Genomic DNA, 18,370 nt, shown 5'->3' with positions numbered 1-18,370 from the left:
GCTTCTGCCAAGGGTCTGCAGGTGTCGACGACGATCGAGAACATCGTGCTGCGTGCTGCGGCTGATGTTCCTGATACCGGCAAGGATGATCAGGGCGTGTACGTCGGGATCATCGAGAAGGACCGGGTCAAGGAATACGGTTCGAGCGCTGACGCTGGGGCGAAAGAGGACTTCGCTTACAAGACGTTCATCAAGGACGGTAAGGTGACTCGGAATCTTGAGGTTCCTGCCGACAAGCTTGACCGCTCGAAGGAGTACGTCGCGGTGTCGTGGCTTGCTCATGGTCTGCTGAACGACTCGCGTTACCTGGGTCAGGCTGACATCGCGGTGACGCCGGCGCAGTGGGACGCAGTGTTCGGAGGAGTCGAGGTCAAGCCTGGCAATGGTGATCTACAGTGGGGCATTTTTGGTCGGTTCGTAAACTACATCGAAAACTTTGCCGGCGGCAAGGTGCAGGTGTTGGGAGCCGCATCGAGGTCGGGCAACATGTTCGTCTTCCCACAGGTGAAGGGTGGTGATTGGAACGCGCAGTCCCAAACAGGTACGGTTCCTTACGCTGGTGGAGTGAGCTTCGAGGCGCATCAGGGAGCGCTCCAGCTGTCGATTCTCGACCCAAAGATTAAGATCACTGGGCCCAAGGCAGCAGTGATGACCGCGACAGTCAACGGCAAGGTGCAGCCGCTAGTCGACATCGACCTTTCGAGGGCGACGAAGAGTACCGGCAAGAACGGTGAGGTGACCTGGAAAAAGGCGACCGCGACGCTCCGAGCGGAGTCCGTTGTCGCCTTCCAGAACTACCCAGCAGGCGAGAAATTTGACGATGTCAGCTTCACTGTGGGCGCAGGCAAAGACGGTGGCACCACCACACCTGTCCCGCCCACCAAGCCGGTCGTTAAGCCGAAGCCACAGCCGAACCAGAAGCCAATTGGCACCTCAAACTCTCAGCAGGCTGGGTCGCTTTCCTGGGGGATCTCTGCTGGCTTCAAGGACTACGTAACCGGGCGCATTGCGAAGGGTGCAATCTCGACGAACGGTGTTGGTAGCAGCGGGGGAGCGTACACGTTCCCGCAGGCCGATGGCGGCTCTTGGGACGCCAAAGCGCAGACTGGCAGCGTGCAGTTCTCCGGCGTGGTGACCTTCACCGGGCACAAGGGGCTGCTGACCGAGTCGTTTGCGAACCCCGTGGTGAATGTCACGAGCGCGACGTCGGGCACGATCACGGCTGGCGGGCGCACCTTTGGCCTGAACCTCGGGGCTGCCTCGAAGACCGTCGGCGCAAACGGCGAGGTGACCTGGAGCGGCGTGCCCGTGAACGGTGTCATCTCGGGCGGCGGAAGCTCAGGATCCGGGGCCGCCGGTGGCGGTTCGTTCGGTGTTGATCCGCTCAGCTTCACCGTCGGTGCGCCGAGTCGTGTGCAGTATGGCTCGACTACGAAGACCGAGCAGAAGGCTGCCCGGGTCGCAGCGCCGACCCCGCCTGCGACGACCGGGATCAGGGTGATTACCCCTGCTGACAAGATCGTTCCCGGCGGCGAGATCGAATTCGCAGCACCCGGCTTCGAGGTCGACGAGCGAGACATTCTCGTGGTGCTCTACTCAGACCCAATCGTGCTTGACGACAAGGCAGGTGCGAACTCCTTTGGTGAGGTGCGCTGGATCGGCACTCTCCCGGATGACATCGAGCCTGGCGAGCACACCATTACCCTGCAGGGAAGCACGGACGCAGGCGCGATTATCAAGGTCGTTGAAAAGGCCAAGAAGAAGGCCAAGCCTGTCATCGAGCAGGACGCCGTTGAGGCGAGCGCGCAGCCGCAGCAGACAGCAGCGGTGGTCGCGGACCTGACCAATGGTCCCGTGTGGATGTGGTGGGTGGGCGCAGGTGCGCTGATCGCCCTTGCGGGAGCTATGGGTGCCATGGTTGTGAACCAGCGGCGCAACTCAGCAAATGCTACGGTCGATACCGGCACTAGCCGCTAGACGAATGCGCTACAAGGAGACGTTTGTGAATCGAAGTATCGTGCGCCGTGGCGCGACGGCGGTCGTTGCCGCCGGCCTTGCGGCCGGTGTGTTGTTCGGGCCTGTCAGCCCATCGTTTGCCTCGACAGAAGCCGGGAACGGAGACGTTACTGCGTGCACCGTCACCTCGGCTGAGCTCCGCTGGGGCGTGCTCGAGCGGTTCCGCAACTACATCAGCGGCAGCATTGCGAACGGTGAGTGGACGACCGAGAACGGGGCGAGCTATGAGACGCCAGCGTTTAGCTGGCCGAATGGCACTGGCGAGTTCGGTGCAGATCTCGAGTCTGGCTCCGTGAGCTTCACGGGTGACGTCCATTTCACCGGGCACGGTGGGCTGATGAAGCTTGACCTGCAGAACCCGGAGATAGTCTTCACTGATCCCGAATCCGCGCAGCTCGTCGTTGGGGTTGCTTCCACCGACGTTGAGGGCGGTGAACTCGTTTTTGAACGCGTCACCATGGGTAAGGTGTCTCTCGCTGGCGCCGATACGAGCAACGGTTTCTCCGTCGTTGATGCGCCGGTGCTCCTCACTTCTGACGGGGCGAAGGCTCTGAACGGGGACTACGGTGATTATGTTGCCGGCAGCAACCTTGATCCGCTCTCGCTCTCAGTCGAGACCACCGGGTGTGAGATTGGCGTCTCAACGGGTACTGCCCCGGTACCGGACGCTCCGGAAACCGGGACCCCTGAGGCTGAGCCGGCTGCTCCGGAAGCCTCTCCCGAGATCCCGTGGATTCCGATTGTCATCGGTGGAGTCGCCCTGATCGCGATCGGTGTTACCGGCGGCATGCTCATTGCGGGCCGAGGGAAGAAGTCAGCAGTCGTAGACACCCCCGAGGAGCCCTCGGGCGAGTAGTACGTCATAACAAGTCTCTGAAATCGGCCGGGCGGCTTTACTGCCCGGCCGGTTTTCGTTTGAAGTGGCCGGTATTGACGCCCGCCGGATGCGCCAAGCGGCGCGTCTCCAGGTGCAGCGCTTTCGGGTATTTAGACAACAAGGGTTGCGCAGTGCGATAAATGTAGCCAAACTGATACGTGCATCGAAGTTTAGGGTTACCTTACTTTGATCTGATGAGGGCGCGTCTCGGCGTTCTCTGCCTGTTTCGACAAGGAGTACGTACGTATGAGAATCACTGAGCGCAGAAAGTCTGGTGCGCTGCTCGGCGCACTCACGACGAGCCTGCTTGTAGCGGGCAGTCTCATCGCTGCACCGACAATTGCCTCCGCTGAGCCCGCGGAATCGGAAGACGGGGTCGTCGCTGGCGCGACGCTCGACTGGGGCGTCCGAGAGTCGTTCCGGACGTACGTTGTTGGGCCGATGGCGAAGGGCAGGATCGACCTGCTCGGCAACACGACGGGAGAGTATCACTGGAGCGGAGGGGCTGGAACCGCGGCCCTCGACGGGTCGACCGCGAGTGTGTCCTTCGGTGAAGGGAACGGGGTTCACTTCCGCGGGCACCAGAGCGGTTCGGCCGCTGAGGATCCGTACATTCTCGACATCGCATTCACCAATCCGCGGGTGGTGGTGCTTTCCCCGAGCACAGCAGAGCTCCGCGTGGATGTTCAGGGCCGCGAATACCTGGGCGCGACGACCGTCGGTGAGCTGTACTCGATGAAGGATGCACTGCTTGCAGAAGTCGAGTTGCCGGAGCCGAGCGTCGCCGGCAACGTCATGACCTGGACAGCGGCGCCGGCCGTGCTTTCCGAGGAAGGTTCCGACGCGTTCGGCGGGTTCTACCTTGCTGGGGTATCGCTTGACCCCGTAACCTTCTCGCTCCCAATTACGGAGCGCGTCGCCGCGGAAGCGACCCAAACGACGCTCACCTCATCCATCGCCGTGGCGGCCGAGGGCGACCCGGTCACGCTGACGGCGACTGTCACCCCGGAGGCGGCCGGAACGGTCCAGTTCAGGGCGGATGGCGTCGAGCTCGCAGAGAGCGTGCCCGTGGTCGCGGGGGTGGCAACCCTCGAGACCTCCGCACTCAGCCTTGGAACCAACAGCGTCACCGCGGAGTTCGTTCCAACGGTCAGTTCTGCCTTCCTCGGCTCCGTTTCGGAGCCCGTTGACGTCACGATGCTCACGCGAGCAACGGTCACTGTCGACAAGGTCGAGGGGATCAACCCTGCCGGCGAGACCGTGACCGTGAGGGGCAGCGGGTTCCTGCCGAATGCGCCGCACACGACCGGTCGGTACCAGCCGCTCGAAGGGAAGTTCGCCGGCACCTACGTGGTGTTCGGATCCTTCGCCGAGCAGTGGCAGCCCTCGCAGGGCATCGGATCGGCCGCCAGAAGCACACTCGCCTCGCGGTGGGCCGTTCAGGCGGCGGAACTCGAGCTCATCGCCTCCGTGCCTGGCGGCACCGAGTTGAACGCCGACGGCACATTCGAAACAACCCTCACGCTCACGAAAGACAGCGCGAAGGCCCTCGCTGATGGGCGCTACGGCGTCTACACCTATGGGGCCGGTGGGGCGACCTATGCACCCTTCGAGACGTTCACACCGATCGCGTTTGCGCCCGCGGAGGGCACAAGTGCGACGCTCGAGTCGTCGGCGACCTCGACTTTTCTCGGCGACAGCGTTGAGCTGAGCGCCACGGTCACTCCCGACGTCCCGGGCTCGGTCCAGTTCAAGAGCGGCGCAGTGTCGCTCGGTGAGCCCATCGAAGTTGTCGGTGGCGCAGCCGCGCTGGCGACGACGGAGCTCGCCGTTGGCGTGAACCGGGTTACCGCAGAGTTCGTTCCGACAAACACCGACACCCACGCGCGCTCAGTGTCAGCTGAGGTCGCGATCGCGGTCGCGCCGCTTCCGGCGGCGCTCGTCAACGGCAAGCCAGCCGGGACCGTCACGGTGAACCCGGGCGACGAGGTCGAACTTAAGATCGGCGCGTTCGGCGCGGGCGAGAAATTCGGGGTAGAGGTGCTGTCGGAGGTCGAGGCGATCCTCGGCGTGCATGAGGCGAACGCAGACGGTTTCGTGAACGTGAGCTGGACGGTCCCCACCGATGCTGTGCTCGGTGCACACACGATCGTGGTCACCAACACGGATACGGGCCGCGAATTCGCGTTCCCTGACGCCTTCCTCGTCGAAAAGGCGAAGACACCCGGCCCCGGAGGCGGCGGTGATGGCGGCGGTGTTGGCGGCGGCGGTGAAGGCGGCGGTGGCGGCGGCGCTGGCAGCGGCGACAAGGGATCGGGCAACGCCCTCGAGAAGACCGGCGCCGGCGACGGTGTCGCTCTGACCCTTGCGGCCGCCGGAGGCATGCTGCTGCTCCTTGGCGGGGCGCTGCTCGCGGCTCGCCGTGGGCTTGCGGTTCGCAGCCGGATCGCCAGCGCCACCGAGTAAGGGGAACCTCTGATGAGCGCACTCTCAGCGCACTATGCCGACAGCCGGCGTCGCCGAGCTTCGCTCGGTCTGCCCCGTCGACCATCCCTCCGCCTCGCAGGCCGAGCGATGGGGAGTGCGCTCATCACCCTCCTCGTCGCGGGGGCAACCCTGATCGCTCCCGCGCTCGCCGGGGCGGCAGTCGAAACCAATGACGCCCCGGCTCCGGTGGGCGGAGCCACGCTCGACTGGAGCGTCAAGGAATCCTTCAGGAACTACATTGTCGGGCCAATCGCGAAGGGGTCGATCGAGTACCTCGGGAACGTCACGGACCAGTACCGGTGGAGTGGCGGCCAGGGTGAAGCAGAGCTCGACGGGTCAACGGCCAACGTCTTGTTCGGTGGTGGCAACGGCGTGCACTTCCGCGGGCACCAGAGTGGGCCTGAAACGGAGGATCCCGACACCCTCGATATCACGCTCACGAACCCGAGGGTTGTCGTTATCTCGCCGACGGCGGGTGAGCTCCGGGTCGATGTCGAGGGCCGTGAGTTCGTAGACACGAATACGGTGGGTGAGTGGTTCGAGAGCCCGGATACGCTGTTCGCCAGTCTCACGCTCCCCGAACCGACGGTTGAGGGTGGTGTGCGAAGCTGGAGCAACGCTGCAGCCGAGCTCACAGCTGAGGGCGCAGTCGCGTTCGCCGGATTCTACGAGGCCGGCCAAGATCTTGACCCGGTCAGCTTCTCCCTCCCGACGGCGGGGCTCGAGGGTGACGACGCAGGGGAGGAAACCGGTGCCGTGGCGACGACGGTGGTCTTCGACTCGTCGAGCACGGGCGCACTTCTGGTGGGGCAGGAGGCGGTGTTCACTGTCACAGTGACTCCCGCTGACGCGGTGGGAGCGGTGCAGTTCTTCAACCGCGACGCCGCTCTCGGCGACCCTGTGGCGCTGCAGAACGGCACGGCCACGCTGCGCACGAAGACGCTCCCGGTTGGCGCGCACTCGATCACGGCCACCTTCACCCCCACGGACGTCGATGCATTTGGGGCGTCGAGCACGCCCGCATTCCCTGTGCGCGTCTCCGAACCAAGCAAGACGGTCATCGAGGTCAAGGGTGCCTCACTCGACTGGGGCGTCAAGGCGTCGTTTAGGAACTACATCTACAACGCCCCTGCCTTCGGCGGGAAGACAACGCTGCTCGGCGCGACCAAGCAGGCGCAGCCGAAGGGCACCTACCAGTGGGGCGGCGGGACCGGCCGCGCTGCGACAAACGGGACGAGCGCGGATATCTCGTTCGGGAAGGGCAACGGGGTCCACTTTCAGTCGCACCCGATGAAGGTGGGCAACGCATCGGTTTACGCTCTCGACCTAGCATTCACGAACCCGCGCGTGCAGATTACCTCGCCGACGAGCGGGACGCTCTACGCAGACGTCGAGGGCTACGAGTTCAAGGACATGAACTCGGTCGGCAAGAAATTCTCATTCGTTGGTGCTCCCCTCGCCACGCTGTCGCTCGGCATCCCCGAGATGAATAGCGCGAACACGCACCTCACCTTCAAGAATGTTGGAGCCCGCCTGACCGCGCAGGGAGCGGTGGCCTTTGGCGGCTTCTACGGGGTGGGCGAGGAGCTCGACCCCCTGAACATCACACTTCCCGGTGACTTCGCCGTGGCCGACAAGCAGTCGACATCGGTGCGGCTCTCCGCCTCGCCGACCTCCGCAACCGTCGGGGAGAGCGTGAAGTTCACGGCGAACGTCTCGCCGTCGATCGCTGGGACAGTGACCTTCAGCTACGGCAGCACCACGATCGGGAGCCCCGTTCGGGTGTCTGGCGGCACGGCGGTGCTCGACACCACCAGACTCCCAGAGGGCGTCTACACCGCACAGGCTCTCTTCCTGCCGCAAGAGAGCGAGCGCTACCACCATGCGAACTCCAACTCGGTGACGCTGCGCATCGACGCGGCGAAGTCGCCCGGCGGAGGTGCGCCGGGCAGGGCTCCGTTGAACGGTGGCGTTGGCGCGGGGTCGCTGCGATGGGGCGTCTCAGATTACTTCGCCGGGTACACGACCGCGAAATCGAATACCGCGGCCTGCCCAACGCCAAGTGGGCACTGCGCCGGAGGCAGTATTTCTACGGCCGGAGTTGGTGCGGGCTACCTCTTTCCGCAGAGTGGTTCCACGTGGAACGAGACGTCGCATACGGGAACCGTGCGCTACTCGGGTAGCGTCGCATTCAACGGCTACGGGATCACAATGTTCCGGGTGGCCAGCCCAACGATCACCGTGACGAGCGCGACATCGGCGACGCTGACGACAGGGTATTCCGGGTCGTACGGCCCAAGCACGGTAGCCCTGGATCTCGCTGCGGCCACGAAGCGCATCGGGGCCGGTGGTGAGGTCACGTGGAGCAACGTTCCCGTCCGGGGGAGCCTTGTCGGGATATCCGCGGATCAGGGGATTGCCTTCGAACCCTTGACCTTCACCGTCGGTTCGTCGAGCAGGGTGACCTACAGTTCCACAACGCAGGGCCAGGACAGCGCCGAGTCGCGTTACACCGCGGCGGAGCATCCGCCAGCGACAGTCGGACTTGAGGTGCTCACCGACCCGGAAAAGATCGTGCCTGGAGGGCGGATCGAAGTCCGCGCGGCAGGATTCGATCCCGAGGACGAAGGCGTGCTCGTGGTGCTCTACCCGGGCCAGCATGTGCTCGATGACACTGTCAAGGCAGACTCTTCCGGCGGAGTGACGTGGGCGGGGCGCCTGCCAGCCGATATCTCCCCAGGCCCCTACACGCTCACCATGCAGGGCAGTGCGAACGTTGGCGCTGAGATCGACGTGCTCTCTCCCGAGAAGGCGGCTGCTGCGTCGAGGACGGTGCGCGCGGTCGAAGGGGCACTCGCCGCAGCCGAGGGCGGGTTGCGCACCGCGGGGGTTGGGGCGGGGATGGCGCTGTGGGAGTGGTGGGTGATCGCCGGGGGTATGAGCCTCATCGCTGGCAGCACCTCTGCCCTCGCGATCCGCCAACGACTGTGACCACACCCGGTGCGAAGTGCAGTGCACCGGTCAACCGTTCGGCGCGTTGCAGGCCGAGCAAGCTCGAGGAGAATAATTCGTGAACCACCGTATGTTGCGCCGCCTTGTCGGCTGCCTGACCACCGCCGGCGTCGCCGCCATGCTCGCGGGAACGTTCGCCGCAACCGCAACCGCAACCGCAACCGCAGCCGCCCCGATCACCGCACAGGCCACTGGGGGGATGTGTGAAATTACTGACGGGACCATGCGCTGGGGGGTCAAGGCCAGCTTCCGCTCCTACATCAGCGGCTCCATCGCCAACGGATCCTGGGAGACCAGCGACGGTCTCGCCTACGAGTCCCCGGCTTTTGTCTGGAGTGGCGCTACGGGAAGCATCGACCTCAGCACTGGCACCGGCTCGGTCACGTTCCCAGGAACCGTGCACTTCACTGGACACGATGGTGTGCTCGATCTCACACTCGCACAACCGACGATCGAGTTCGAGGGCGATGGCAAGGCGGCGCTGCTGCTGGACTCGAGAAGCACAGACATGGAAGGCGATGTTGCTGTGGACGAAGCCCAAGAGTGGGTGGGGGCGATCACGGTGGCTGAACCGTTGACCCCGGTCGACGGGAGCCTGTCGCTCACGGACCTTCCCACCGAGCTCACGAACTCCGGCGTTGTCGCGTTCGCAGGGTTCTATGAAGCCGGCGCAGAGCTGGACCCGATCACGCTCGATCTGCGGGCGGGGGAGTGCGAGGCCAACGCCATTGCCCCGCCCACCGCAGAGGCCCCACGGGACACCCCACTCGAGACTGATGCTGCCGTCGCCGCGCCAACCGTGCCTTGGGCACCGATCACCGTGGCAGGCGTGGCCATCTTCGTGACCGGGCTGACCATCGGCCTACTCATCGGCGGACGCAAACAAAAAAGCTGGGCCGCACCAGAAGGTGCGACCCAGCTTTCAGAAACCTCAGCTAGCTGAAGCGCAGGACTTAGAAGTCCATTCCTGCACCCGGGTCAGCTGCCATGGGAGCAGCCGGCTCAGGCTTGTCAGCAACGACTGCCTCGGTGGTGAGGAAGAGGCCAGCGATCGAAGCCGCGTTCTGCAGCGCCGAGCGGGTGACCTTTACGGGGTCGTTGATGCCAGCAGCAAGCATGTCGACGTACTCGCCGGTTGCGGCGTTGAGGCCGTGACCGATCGGGAGCTCCGACACCTTGTGTGCAACAACGCCCGGCTCGAGGCCAGCGTTGAGTGCGATCTGCTTGAGCGGAGCCTCGATAGCAACCTTCACGATTGCTGCGCCGGTTGCCTCGTCACCCTCGAGCTCGAGGGTTGCGAATGCCTTCGTCGCTGCCTGGATGAGTGCGACGCCGCCGCCGGGGACGATGCCCTCTTCGACTGCTGCCTTCGCGTTGCGGACTGCGTCCTCAATGCGGTGCTTGCGCTCCTTGAGCTCAACCTCGGTCGCTGCGCCAGCCTTGATCACTGCAACGCCGCCAGCGAGCTTCGCAAGGCGCTCCTGGAGCTTCTCGCGATCGTAGTCGCTGTCGGTGTTGTCGATCTCGCGGCGGATCTGCTGCACGCGGCCTTCAACGGCTTCCTTCTCGCCGCCACCCTGGATGATGGTCGTCTCATCCTTGGTGATGATGACCTTGCGTGCGGTGCCGAGCATGTCGAGCGTCGCGTTCTCAAGCTTGAGGCCAACCTCTTCCGAGATGACCTGGCCGCCGGAGAGGATAGCGATGTCCTGCAGCATTGCCTTGCGGCGATCGCCGAAGCCAGGAGCCTTCACAGCGGCCGACTTGAAGATGCCACGGATCTTGTTGAGCACGAGCGTAGCGAGAGCTTCACCCTCGACGTCCTCAGCAATGATGAGGAGCTGCTTGCCCGACTGGATAACGGGATCGACTACGGGGAGCAGGTCCTTGATGTTCGAGACCTTGCTGTTCACGACGAGGATGTAGGGATCCTCGAACACGACTTCCTGGCGATCTGCGTCGGTGACGAAGTAGGCCGAGAGGTAGCCCTTGTCGAAGCGCATGCCCTCGGTGAGCTCGAGCTCGGTGCCGAACGTGTTCGACTCCTCGACGGTGACAACGCCTTCCTTGCCGACCTTGTCGATCGCCTCGGCGATCAGTGCGCCGATCTGATCGTCCGCAGCGGAGATCGAAGCGGTAGCAGCGATCTCGGCGGTGGTCTCGATCTCCTTCGAGTTCGCGTGCAGCTCGGTGATTACCGCAGCGACAGCCTTCTCGATGCCCTTCTTCAGCGCAATGGGGTCGCTGCCAGCAGCAACGTTGCGGAGGCCCTCGCGCACGAGCGCCTGAGCGAGAACGGTTGCGGTCGTGGTGCCGTCGCCTGCAACGTCGTCGGTCTTCTTAGCGACCTCCTTGACGAGCTCAGCGCCGATCTTCTCGTACGGGTCGTCGAGTTCGATCTCCTTGGCGATAGAAACGCCATCGTTGGTGATCGTGGGGGCGCCCCACTTCTTCTCAAGAACGACGTTGCGGCCGCGCGGGCCCAGCGTCACCTTGACAGTGTCAGCGAGGATGTTCAAACCCCGCTCAAGGCCGCGACGTGCCTCTTCGTCAAACGCAATCATCTTTGCCATGTAATTCGCCCCTCCCGGACGTCTAGGGAAAGCTGCAGAGACCACGAGGGTTCTGCGCCAGGTTTAGCACTCAGTCGATCCGACTGCTAACTCTAATTTTGGCACTCTGGTGCTGAGAGTGCAAGGAGAGGCGCTCGCCCGGAGCGAACGCTGCGAGCGTAACTGACTACGCTTCGCTCGGACCGGCGTAGTCGTCACCGATCAAGACGGTGAGTTGTGCCTCGCCGTTCGCGTATTCGTCGCGCTGGTAGGTCGAGACACCGCCGAGTCGCTCAGCGAGGGCGAGCGCGGCTGCCTCATGTGCCTGGTCGGAATAGAAGACCGCGGAAATCTCGACGTCGGCGGTGGCAGCGGGGCCAGCGAGCACAATCACGCCCCAGTCTTCCGACGTGATGGCTGCCGCGACGCCGGTCGCTGCATCACCGTCAGTGGTCGTCCCGTCGAGCACGGCGACCTTAGCCTCGGGGTCAAGAACCGGCTTCACCTTCGTTGACTCGGCGGACGTGCCGGAAGTTGGAAGGAGGGGAAGCTTGCCTGACGAGCCTGCAATCGTCACGCCGACGATGCCAACGGTCGTCAACAGCGCGGCGCCGATGAGGCCCCCGATTACGAAGTGGCGTGTCACCCGCGGCTGCGCCGTAACGCGGTGGCTGCCGACCGGCCCGTCGCTCGGGAGGCCGTCGAAGCGATCCTCTGGGTACTCAGAAGCGGGTGAGCGGCGCGACCGTGTTCCGTGCGCAGCTTCGTGTTCCTTCGCCACCCGTGTCTCCCAGATTCCTTCAGATATCGTCGAGCGCCCGAGCGGCCGTCGACAGTTTCACCGGATAAGACTACCTCGCTCTAGCAGAGCCCATGCTGAACGAGCTCCGAGCAGCACAGATCGAGCACCGCTGCGGGTGGCTCAGAGCGAGTCCGGTGCGTAAATTGCGCGTGCGAGGGCGTCGATGACGTCGGGGGTGCGGCCAGCACTTGCGAAGAGGAGGGAATCGTCGATGTCGATGATCCTTCGGTTCTTTCCGGCGGTGGTGAGCGCGATGCTCGGCTGGGCCTCGATCAACCCGTCGATGCCGTCAGTGCTCGTCAATCCCTTTGACATTACGAGGATGATGTCCGGGTCCATCTTTACGAGCGCTTCGTCGGTCATCGGGCGTTCACCCTTCCACCCGACCTCCTCGGCCACGTCAATGACGCCGAGGGACTTCAGCAGCGTATCGATCCCGCTGCCCTCGCCGAAGAGGTAGTAGACGCCTGCCCCGCCGCGAACGTAGAGGAATGCCACCCTGGGGTGCTTCGACTCGTCGGCTGGGATGAGGCGCTTAACTTCCTGCTCCTTGGCCGCGATCGCCTCAGCCACCTTCTGATTGAGCGCCGCTGCTGCGTCTGCCACACCCAAGCCAGCGGCAACCTGTTCCGTCGCCTTCTCCGCCGACGCAGGGTCCACCGAGCGATTCACGACGATCACCGGGACACCCGCGTTACGCATCATGTTCACGAAGTCGATGCCGCCGACGCTGAGGTCGGTGAAGATCACGCTCGGCTCAAGCCCGAGCACGGACTCCGCCTCAACATCGTGCCCGCCTGTGACAACGAGTGGCAGCTTTTCAGCGCCGGGGAATGACGTTGTGGCGTCGCGTCCGATGAGCTGGTCGCCAAGCCCGAGGTTGTAGACAATGTCACTCAAGGTCCCGGTCAATGAGATTGCGAGCACCCTGGAGGTGTCGGTGACCTCGACGGGGACATCACCCGAGCGATCGTGCGACTGCACGGTCACCGGAAGCTCAGCCTGCGGCTTCTCGGCGAGCGGCGTGACGCTCGGGGGGCCAACCACGGCGGTGGACGGGCCCTCGTGCGCAATGGGGTCGTCGAGCGGGGTGAGGGAGTCGAGCGGAGGGAGCGCCGCGGCTTCGCCCGCAGCGCCCGTGGAATTGGGTCCACTGAGCTGACAGCCGGTCAGCGCGATCGCAAGACCAAGGGCGAGGGCGATTGCCGCCCGAGTGCGAGATGTGCGAGGCTTGAGCATCAGTCTCCTTCTCAAGGTTGACGGTACCAAGCTTAACCTCACAAAGGTATGATGAAGTGTGAGTTTCTTCGAAGCTGCACACGCACACGGCGCATGAAGGCGTCTGGATCTCCTAGAAAGCGTTTCGCGCGAGCATGAAAAACCCCGACCGCACCTCGCTGTCACGACGAGGGAGTCGCGCACCCCTACTCTTCGGAGTCCTCACGATCCTGCTGGTGCTCAGCGTGCTGATCTCCGCAGGTACGGGGCAGCTGGCGATCCCACCGCACGAGGTGCTCGGCTCTGTGCTGCACCGCATCGGCATCGACTGGTTGCCGCTGCCGAGCATTCCGGCTGGTGACGACGCGCTCTGGGCGATCCGCTTCCCACGCGTCGCAATGTCGGTGCTCATCGGTATTGGGCTCGCGGTGTCTGGTCTCATCATGCAGGCGATCTTCGGCAACCCGCTCGCGGAGCCCGGCGTGATCGGTATCTCCTCAGGCGCCGCAGTCGGAGCTGGCATCTCGATCGTCTTCGGGCTCACCGTCTTCGGGCAGTGGACCACGGCGGTGCTTGCCTTCGTTACCGGACTCATCGCTACGCTCATCGTGTATTCGATGAGTCGAGCTGAGGGGCGTACCGAGGTGGTCACGCTCGTGCTCACCGGCATCGCGGTGAACGCAATCGCAGGCGCGGCGATCGCTGCGCTGACGTTCGTCGGCGACTCGCAGTCGCGCGAGGCGATTGTGTTCTGGCAGCTTGGCAGTCTCAAAGGCATGAGCTGGTCGCAAGTGCTGATAGTGACACCGATCATCGCGGTCGGGTTAATCGCGGCCTACGTTACGTCCCGCAAGCTCGACCTCCTTTCCCTCGGCGAACGCAACGCCAGGCATCTCGGCGTCAACGTTGAGTTGCTGCGAATCAGCATGATCCTTGTGGTCTCCCTCCTCGTTGGGGCCGCTGTCGCGTTTGCCGGCATCATCTCGTTTGTCGGCCTCGTGATCCCGCACCTCATGCGCATGGTCCTCGGGCCGGCCCACCTTCCGCTCGTGACCGCTTCTGCGCTCGCTGGCGCGCTCCTCATGACACTTGCAGATCTCGCAGCACGTACTCTGGTGCCGATGGCGGAGCTCCCCATCGGGATCCTCACGTCGCTCGTCGGCGGCCCATTCTTCTTCTGGCTGCTTCGCCGCACGCGCAAGCGCTCGGGAGGTTGGGGATAATGAACGCTCGTCACATTGCGCTCCCCTCAGTAGCGATGCACGGTTCCGTCGTGTGCTCGGCATCCTCGGTCGTCATCGAGCGTGGCAGGAAGAAGCTGCTCGACGATGTCTCGCTCGAGCTGCGTGCGGGCGAGGTGCTCTCGCTGCTCGGCCCGAATGGCGCAGGCAAGTCCACGCTGCTCAGCCTGCTCTCTGGCGACCTCCAGCCCGATGCAGGGAGCGTCGACTTCGGCGGGCGTCCGCTCGGAGACTGGTCGCTCACCGACCTGTCTCGGCGCCGCTCGGTGCTGCTGCAGGAGAATCAGCTGCTGTTCCCATTCACGGTGCACCAGGTCGTGGAGATGGGGCGTGCGCCGTGGCGGCGCACACCGAACGAGGACGAGGATAACGAGGCGATTGGCGAGGCGATTTCCGCCACCGACATCGGGCACCTTGGGCATCGGCGTGTACCGTCGCTGTCTGGTGGGGAGCGGGCGCGCACAGCGTTCGCCCGCGTGATCGCTGGCCGCACGGGTGTGCTCATGCTTGACGAGCCGACGGCCGCGCTAGATCTCGGTCACCAGGAGGCCGTGTTGACGCTTGCGCGCGAGCGCGCCGCCGCGGGTGACGCTGTTCTCGTGGTGCTGCACGACCTCAACCTTGCGAGTGCGTACTCCGACAGGATCGCGTTGCTCCGGGAGGGGCGGATCGTCGCCAATGGCGCCCCAGAAGCGGTGCTTGAAGCGGACGTGCTTACCGATGTGTACCGCACGCCCGTCGAGGTGATCCGGCACCCGGTGACCGGGCACAGGATCGTGCTGCCGCGTCGCAGCGAATCCGCGTAATTTCCGCGCAGGCGGATTTCGCGTGGGCCGGTAACGGCTGATAAAGTTGTTCGCTGTACGGGCTGCAACGCCCGCACGGGTCCTTAGCTCAGTTGGTAGAGCGCGTCGTTCGCAATGACGAGGTCAGGGGTTCAATTCCCCTAGGATCCACAACGAATTCTCCCCCCATCCGGTCTCTGCTCGGCCTGTGTGCGTGCGGTGGTTGACGTGTGCGTCTCCGCACTCACTCCGCGAGCAGCAGCCGCAGCTCGACGACCCGCGTCGCCGCCTCCCGCAGCCTCGCCTCGGGCAGCGCGCCGCTCTCGACGGCGGCAGTGACGCCGTCGACGAGCGCCGTTGCCCCGGCCGCGTCCATGCCGATCACCGTGAGCGCCAGGTCGGCTCCGGCGTTGAGCGCGGCAACTGTCGTGCTCGTCGGATCCTGATACTCGGGCAGGCCGCTCGCGCGGAGCATGCCGAGGTCGTCGGTCACCGTGACGCCCTCGAAGCCGAGGTCGTTGCGAGCGATCTCGTACCACTCCGGGGCGAGCGAGGCGGGCTTCTCGCTCACTGCACCGTACGCGAGGTGCCCGAACATGAGGAGTTCGGCCCCGGAATCGATCCCGGCCGCAAAGGGGAGCCGCGCGTCTGCGCGCCAGGAGTCGAGGGTGATGTCGGTGCGGGGGATCGCGGTGTGCGAGTCGTCGGGGGTCGCTCCGTGCCCAGGGAAGTGTTTGAGGGTCGAGGCTACGACGCCGCGCTCGCCCGCAACCGCTGCCGCTACGCGCGGGCTCGCATCGGCCCCCGTGTTGCCCAGCGTGCGCGGATAGATGAAGCTCGTCTCAGACCCCGTCACGTCTGCGACCACCCCGAAGTTTACGTTGACACCGGCCGCGCGGAGCATGGCGGCCCGCTCCGCGAACGCTGCCTCGGCGTCGGCCGCGGGTGCCCCACGGAGGGCGTCTGCGCCCGGCAGCGTGTCCCAGGGAAGCCGGGCGACGAGACCGCCCTCCTCGTCGATGCCGACGAGCGGCGGCAGATCCTGATCCACCGTGAGCTGCGCGGTGAGCGCGCTGAGCTCGTCGGGCGTGCCTGGCACATTCGCCCCCATGATGATGAACCCGCCGAGCCCCGTCGAGGTCATGAGCTCGCGGAGTTGGGTGGCGTCTGTCGTCGGGGCGGTCGCCATGATGACGGCACCGGCGAGCTCGCGGGTGGAGGCAGTCGCAACCCACGCCTCCGCTTCTGCTGCCCGGAGCTCTTCGCGCGTGGGTGGGGGCGGCTTCGCGGAGGGGCTGCTCAGGGGCGCGGTCGGGGCGGCCGGCGGCTCTGGCGCGCACCCGGCGAGGCTCATCGCCGCGAGCACCGCCATGCCTACGAGGGCGGTGAGGCCGGTGGCGACTTGGCGGGTGCCGGCCTGGCTGCTGCGGTGCTGCATACCCAGAAGTCTAGGCCTGGTGCTGAGCCTTCAGGGTTCTGGACACGGCTGCGTCGGGGCAGGGGCGGGGGTTGCGTAGGGGGCGAGGTCGATGCCCGTTGCTGTGCGCGCAGTGACGCAAAGTGGTCTATTTGTATTGGTCAATAGTGGGTCTTGAGATAAACCAAAATGGGCGAGAGGGTTGAGTTATGAACGCAAGAAATGCACTGCAGACCACATCCACCAACACCGAATTCGCCGCGCTGACCGAGCGCTTCCGGGGCGGCGTGATCATGGACGTCGTCACGCCCGAGCAGGCCCGCGTCGCCGAGCAGGCGGGTGCCGTCGCCGTGATGGCGCTCGAGCGAGTACCGGCCGATATCCGCGCGCAGGGCGGCGTCGCCCGGATGAGCGATCCCGACCTCATCGACGGGATCCGCGCGGTCGTCTCGATCCCGGTCATGGCGAAGGCCCGCATCGGCCACTTCGTCGAGGCCCAGGTGCTCGAAGCGCTCGGCGTGGACTTCGTCGACGAGAGCGAGGTGCTCTCGCCCGCCGACTACGTGCACCACATCGACAAGCGCCGCTTCGGAGTGCCGTTCGTGTGCGGGGCGACGAACCTCGGCGAGGCGCTGCGACGGATCGCCGAGGGTGCCGCGATGATCCGCTCGAAGGGCGAGGCGGGAACCGGAGACGTGTCGGAAGCGACGAAGCACATCCGCACGATCCGCGGCGAGATCGCGGGCCTCAAGGCGCTCGGGCAGGAGGAGCTGTACGTCGCGGCAAAGGAACTGCGCGCGCCCTACGAGCTCGTCGCACAGGTCGCACGCGAAGGCGCGCTTCCCGTGCCGCTCTTCACCGCCGGTGGGATCGCGACGCCGGCCGATGCGGCCATGATGATGCAGCTCGGGGCCGACGGGGTGTTCGTCGGCTCGGGCATCTTCAAGTCGAACGAGCCCGAGCGGCGGGCCGACGCGATCGTGCGCGCAACCGCGAGCTTCACCGACCCGAACGCGATCGCCGAGGCCTCGCGCGGGCTGGGCGAGGCGATGGTCGGGATCAACGTCGCGGACCTCCCCGCGCCGCACAGGCTGGCCGAGCGCGGCTGGTAGTTCGCCGAGGTGAGCCGGGCTGGTAGCGGGGCGCGGCGGGGCCCGGCTGTCGGCGGTGCTTGGCTTTCGGCGGGGCCTGGCTGTCGGCGGTGCGAGGCCGGGCCCGGCCGGACCCGGTACTAGTACGTGCCTGAGCGGGGCTCGAACGGCAATACACTGACCTGGTGTCGTTCTCGCTCTGGCTCTCGCTCCTGACCGCGTGTCTCGTCATTAGCCTGACCCCGGGTGCCGGCGCGATCAACACGATGTCGAACGCGCTCGCGCGCGGCTGGCGGCGATCGCTGTGGGGCATCATCGGCCAGCAGCTCGCGATCGTCATCCACGTGATCATCGTCGCGGCCGGCGTGGGCGTGCTCGTCGCGCGGTCGCCCGTGCTGTTCACGACGATCCGCTACGTCGGTGCCGCATACCTCGTCTACCTCGGCCTGCGCATGATATTCAGCACGCCAAGGCAGGCCGACCCTGACGCGCCCGTCGCCGTCGTGCCGCACGTCACGAACCGCGCGATGCTGCTTCGCGGGCTGTGGGTGAACCTGCTGAACCCGAAGGCGATCGTGTTCTTCCTCGCGTTCATTCCCCAGTTCGTGCGGCTCGATGAGCCGCAGCTCCCGCAGTACCTCGTGCTCACGGCAACCACGGTCGTTGTCGACGTGCTCGTCATGTGGTTCTTCTTCGCCGCGGCCGCGCGCCCGTTCGGACGCTTCGCCTCGACGGCCCGCGGACAGCGCGTGCTCAACGGCGTGTTTGGGGCGCTCTTCGTCGCCGTCGCTGCACTGCTGCTCGTGATCCACTAGGGGCGGCGATCCGGCGCTGGCTGTAGCGGGCGCGGCCCTGCCCTTCTGGCCTGGGCC

At 65.3% G+C, this 18,370-nt stretch carries 13 protein-coding genes and 1 tRNA gene; 10 read left to right on the top strand and 4 right to left on the bottom strand.

Going from position 1 to position 18,370, the window contains the following annotated elements; translation table 11 throughout:
* From SD72_RS09120 to SD72_RS09100, 5 genes are all read left to right on the top strand, one after another.
* A partial coding sequence (locus SD72_RS09120) for an HtaA domain-containing protein (protein ID WP_232299706.1) occupies positions 1-1,977 on the top strand: 1,977 nt, incomplete at its 5' end.
* A gap of 25 nt (positions 1,978-2,002) precedes the next feature.
* Positions 2,003-2,872 (top strand): HtaA domain-containing protein, encoded by an 870-nt coding sequence (locus tag SD72_RS09115; RefSeq protein WP_198141924.1) that lies wholly within the window; start codon positions 2,003-2,005, stop codon positions 2,870-2,872.
* 267 nt (positions 2,873-3,139) lie between these two features.
* The gene (locus SD72_RS09110; RefSeq protein ID WP_042544134.1) at positions 3,140-5,359 is read left to right on the top strand and encodes an HtaA domain-containing protein; all 2,220 of its coding nucleotides are present in this window, start codon (positions 3,140-3,142) and stop codon (positions 5,357-5,359) included.
* Positions 5,360-5,371: 12 nt separating this feature from the next.
* Positions 5,372-8,371: an HtaA domain-containing protein gene (locus SD72_RS09105; protein ID WP_084767048.1), complete on the top strand. Its 3,000-nt coding sequence runs from the start codon at positions 5,372-5,374 to the stop codon at positions 8,369-8,371.
* 79 nt (positions 8,372-8,450) lie between these two features.
* Complete coding sequence (locus SD72_RS09100; protein ID WP_157000527.1) at positions 8,451-9,335, top strand: HtaA domain-containing protein; 885 nt, start codon at positions 8,451-8,453, stop codon at positions 9,333-9,335.
* A 10-nt stretch (positions 9,336-9,345) separates the two neighbouring features.
* On the opposite strand, the gene groL is transcribed toward SD72_RS09100, so the two are convergent.
* The 3 genes from groL to SD72_RS09085 form a co-directional block, all read right to left on the bottom strand.
* Entirely contained in the window at positions 9,346-10,965 is a 1,620-nt protein-coding gene (groL, locus tag SD72_RS09095) for a chaperonin GroEL (RefSeq protein ID WP_042544132.1), read from the bottom strand.
* Between the two features lie 166 nt (positions 10,966-11,131).
* A complete protein-coding gene (locus SD72_RS09090) occupies positions 11,132-11,725 on the bottom strand; it encodes a LytR C-terminal domain-containing protein (RefSeq protein WP_042544131.1) in 594 nt (197 codons plus the stop codon).
* Positions 11,726-11,866: 141 nt separating this feature from the next.
* Positions 11,867-12,985 (bottom strand): heme/hemin ABC transporter substrate-binding protein, encoded by a 1,119-nt coding sequence (locus SD72_RS09085; RefSeq protein ID WP_042544130.1) that lies wholly within the window; start codon positions 12,983-12,985, stop codon positions 11,867-11,869.
* Between the two features lie 134 nt (positions 12,986-13,119).
* On the opposite strand from SD72_RS09085, the gene SD72_RS09080 reads away from it, so the two are divergent.
* From SD72_RS09080 to SD72_RS09070, 3 genes are all read left to right on the top strand, one after another.
* Entirely contained in the window at positions 13,120-14,187 is a 1,068-nt protein-coding gene (locus tag SD72_RS09080) for a FecCD family ABC transporter permease (protein ID WP_042544129.1), read from the top strand.
* The gene (locus SD72_RS09075; protein WP_042544128.1) at positions 14,187-15,011 is read left to right on the top strand and encodes a heme ABC transporter ATP-binding protein; all 825 of its coding nucleotides are present in this window, start codon (positions 14,187-14,189) and stop codon (positions 15,009-15,011) included. The genes SD72_RS09080 and SD72_RS09075 overlap by 1 nt, the downstream gene beginning before the upstream one ends.
* Before the next feature lie 77 nt (positions 15,012-15,088).
* Positions 15,089-15,161, top strand: a tRNA-Ala gene (locus SD72_RS09070).
* A gap of 73 nt (positions 15,162-15,234) precedes the next feature.
* Here the strand turns inward: SD72_RS09070 and SD72_RS09065 are convergent.
* On the bottom strand, positions 15,235-16,428 hold the full coding sequence (locus SD72_RS09065; RefSeq protein ID WP_042544127.1) for a glycoside hydrolase family 3 N-terminal domain-containing protein: 1,194 nt from the start codon (positions 16,426-16,428) through the stop codon (positions 15,235-15,237).
* A gap of 188 nt (positions 16,429-16,616) precedes the next feature.
* Between SD72_RS09065 and pdxS the strand changes: the two genes are divergently transcribed.
* Together pdxS and SD72_RS09055 are read left to right on the top strand one after the other, a co-directional pair.
* Entirely contained in the window at positions 16,617-17,519 is a 903-nt protein-coding gene (gene pdxS, locus SD72_RS09060) for a pyridoxal 5'-phosphate synthase lyase subunit PdxS (protein ID WP_042544126.1), read from the top strand.
* 164 nt (positions 17,520-17,683) lie between these two features.
* A complete protein-coding gene (locus tag SD72_RS09055; RefSeq protein ID WP_042544125.1) occupies positions 17,684-18,313 on the top strand; it encodes a LysE family transporter in 630 nt (209 codons plus the stop codon).
* Positions 18,314-18,370: the final 57 nt, after the last annotated feature.

Source organism: Leucobacter komagatae, from assembly GCF_000834055.1.
Taxonomy (GTDB): Bacteria; Actinomycetota; Actinomycetes; order Actinomycetales; family Microbacteriaceae; genus Leucobacter; species Leucobacter komagatae_A.
This window is presented reverse-complemented; position numbering and strand designations above follow the sequence as displayed.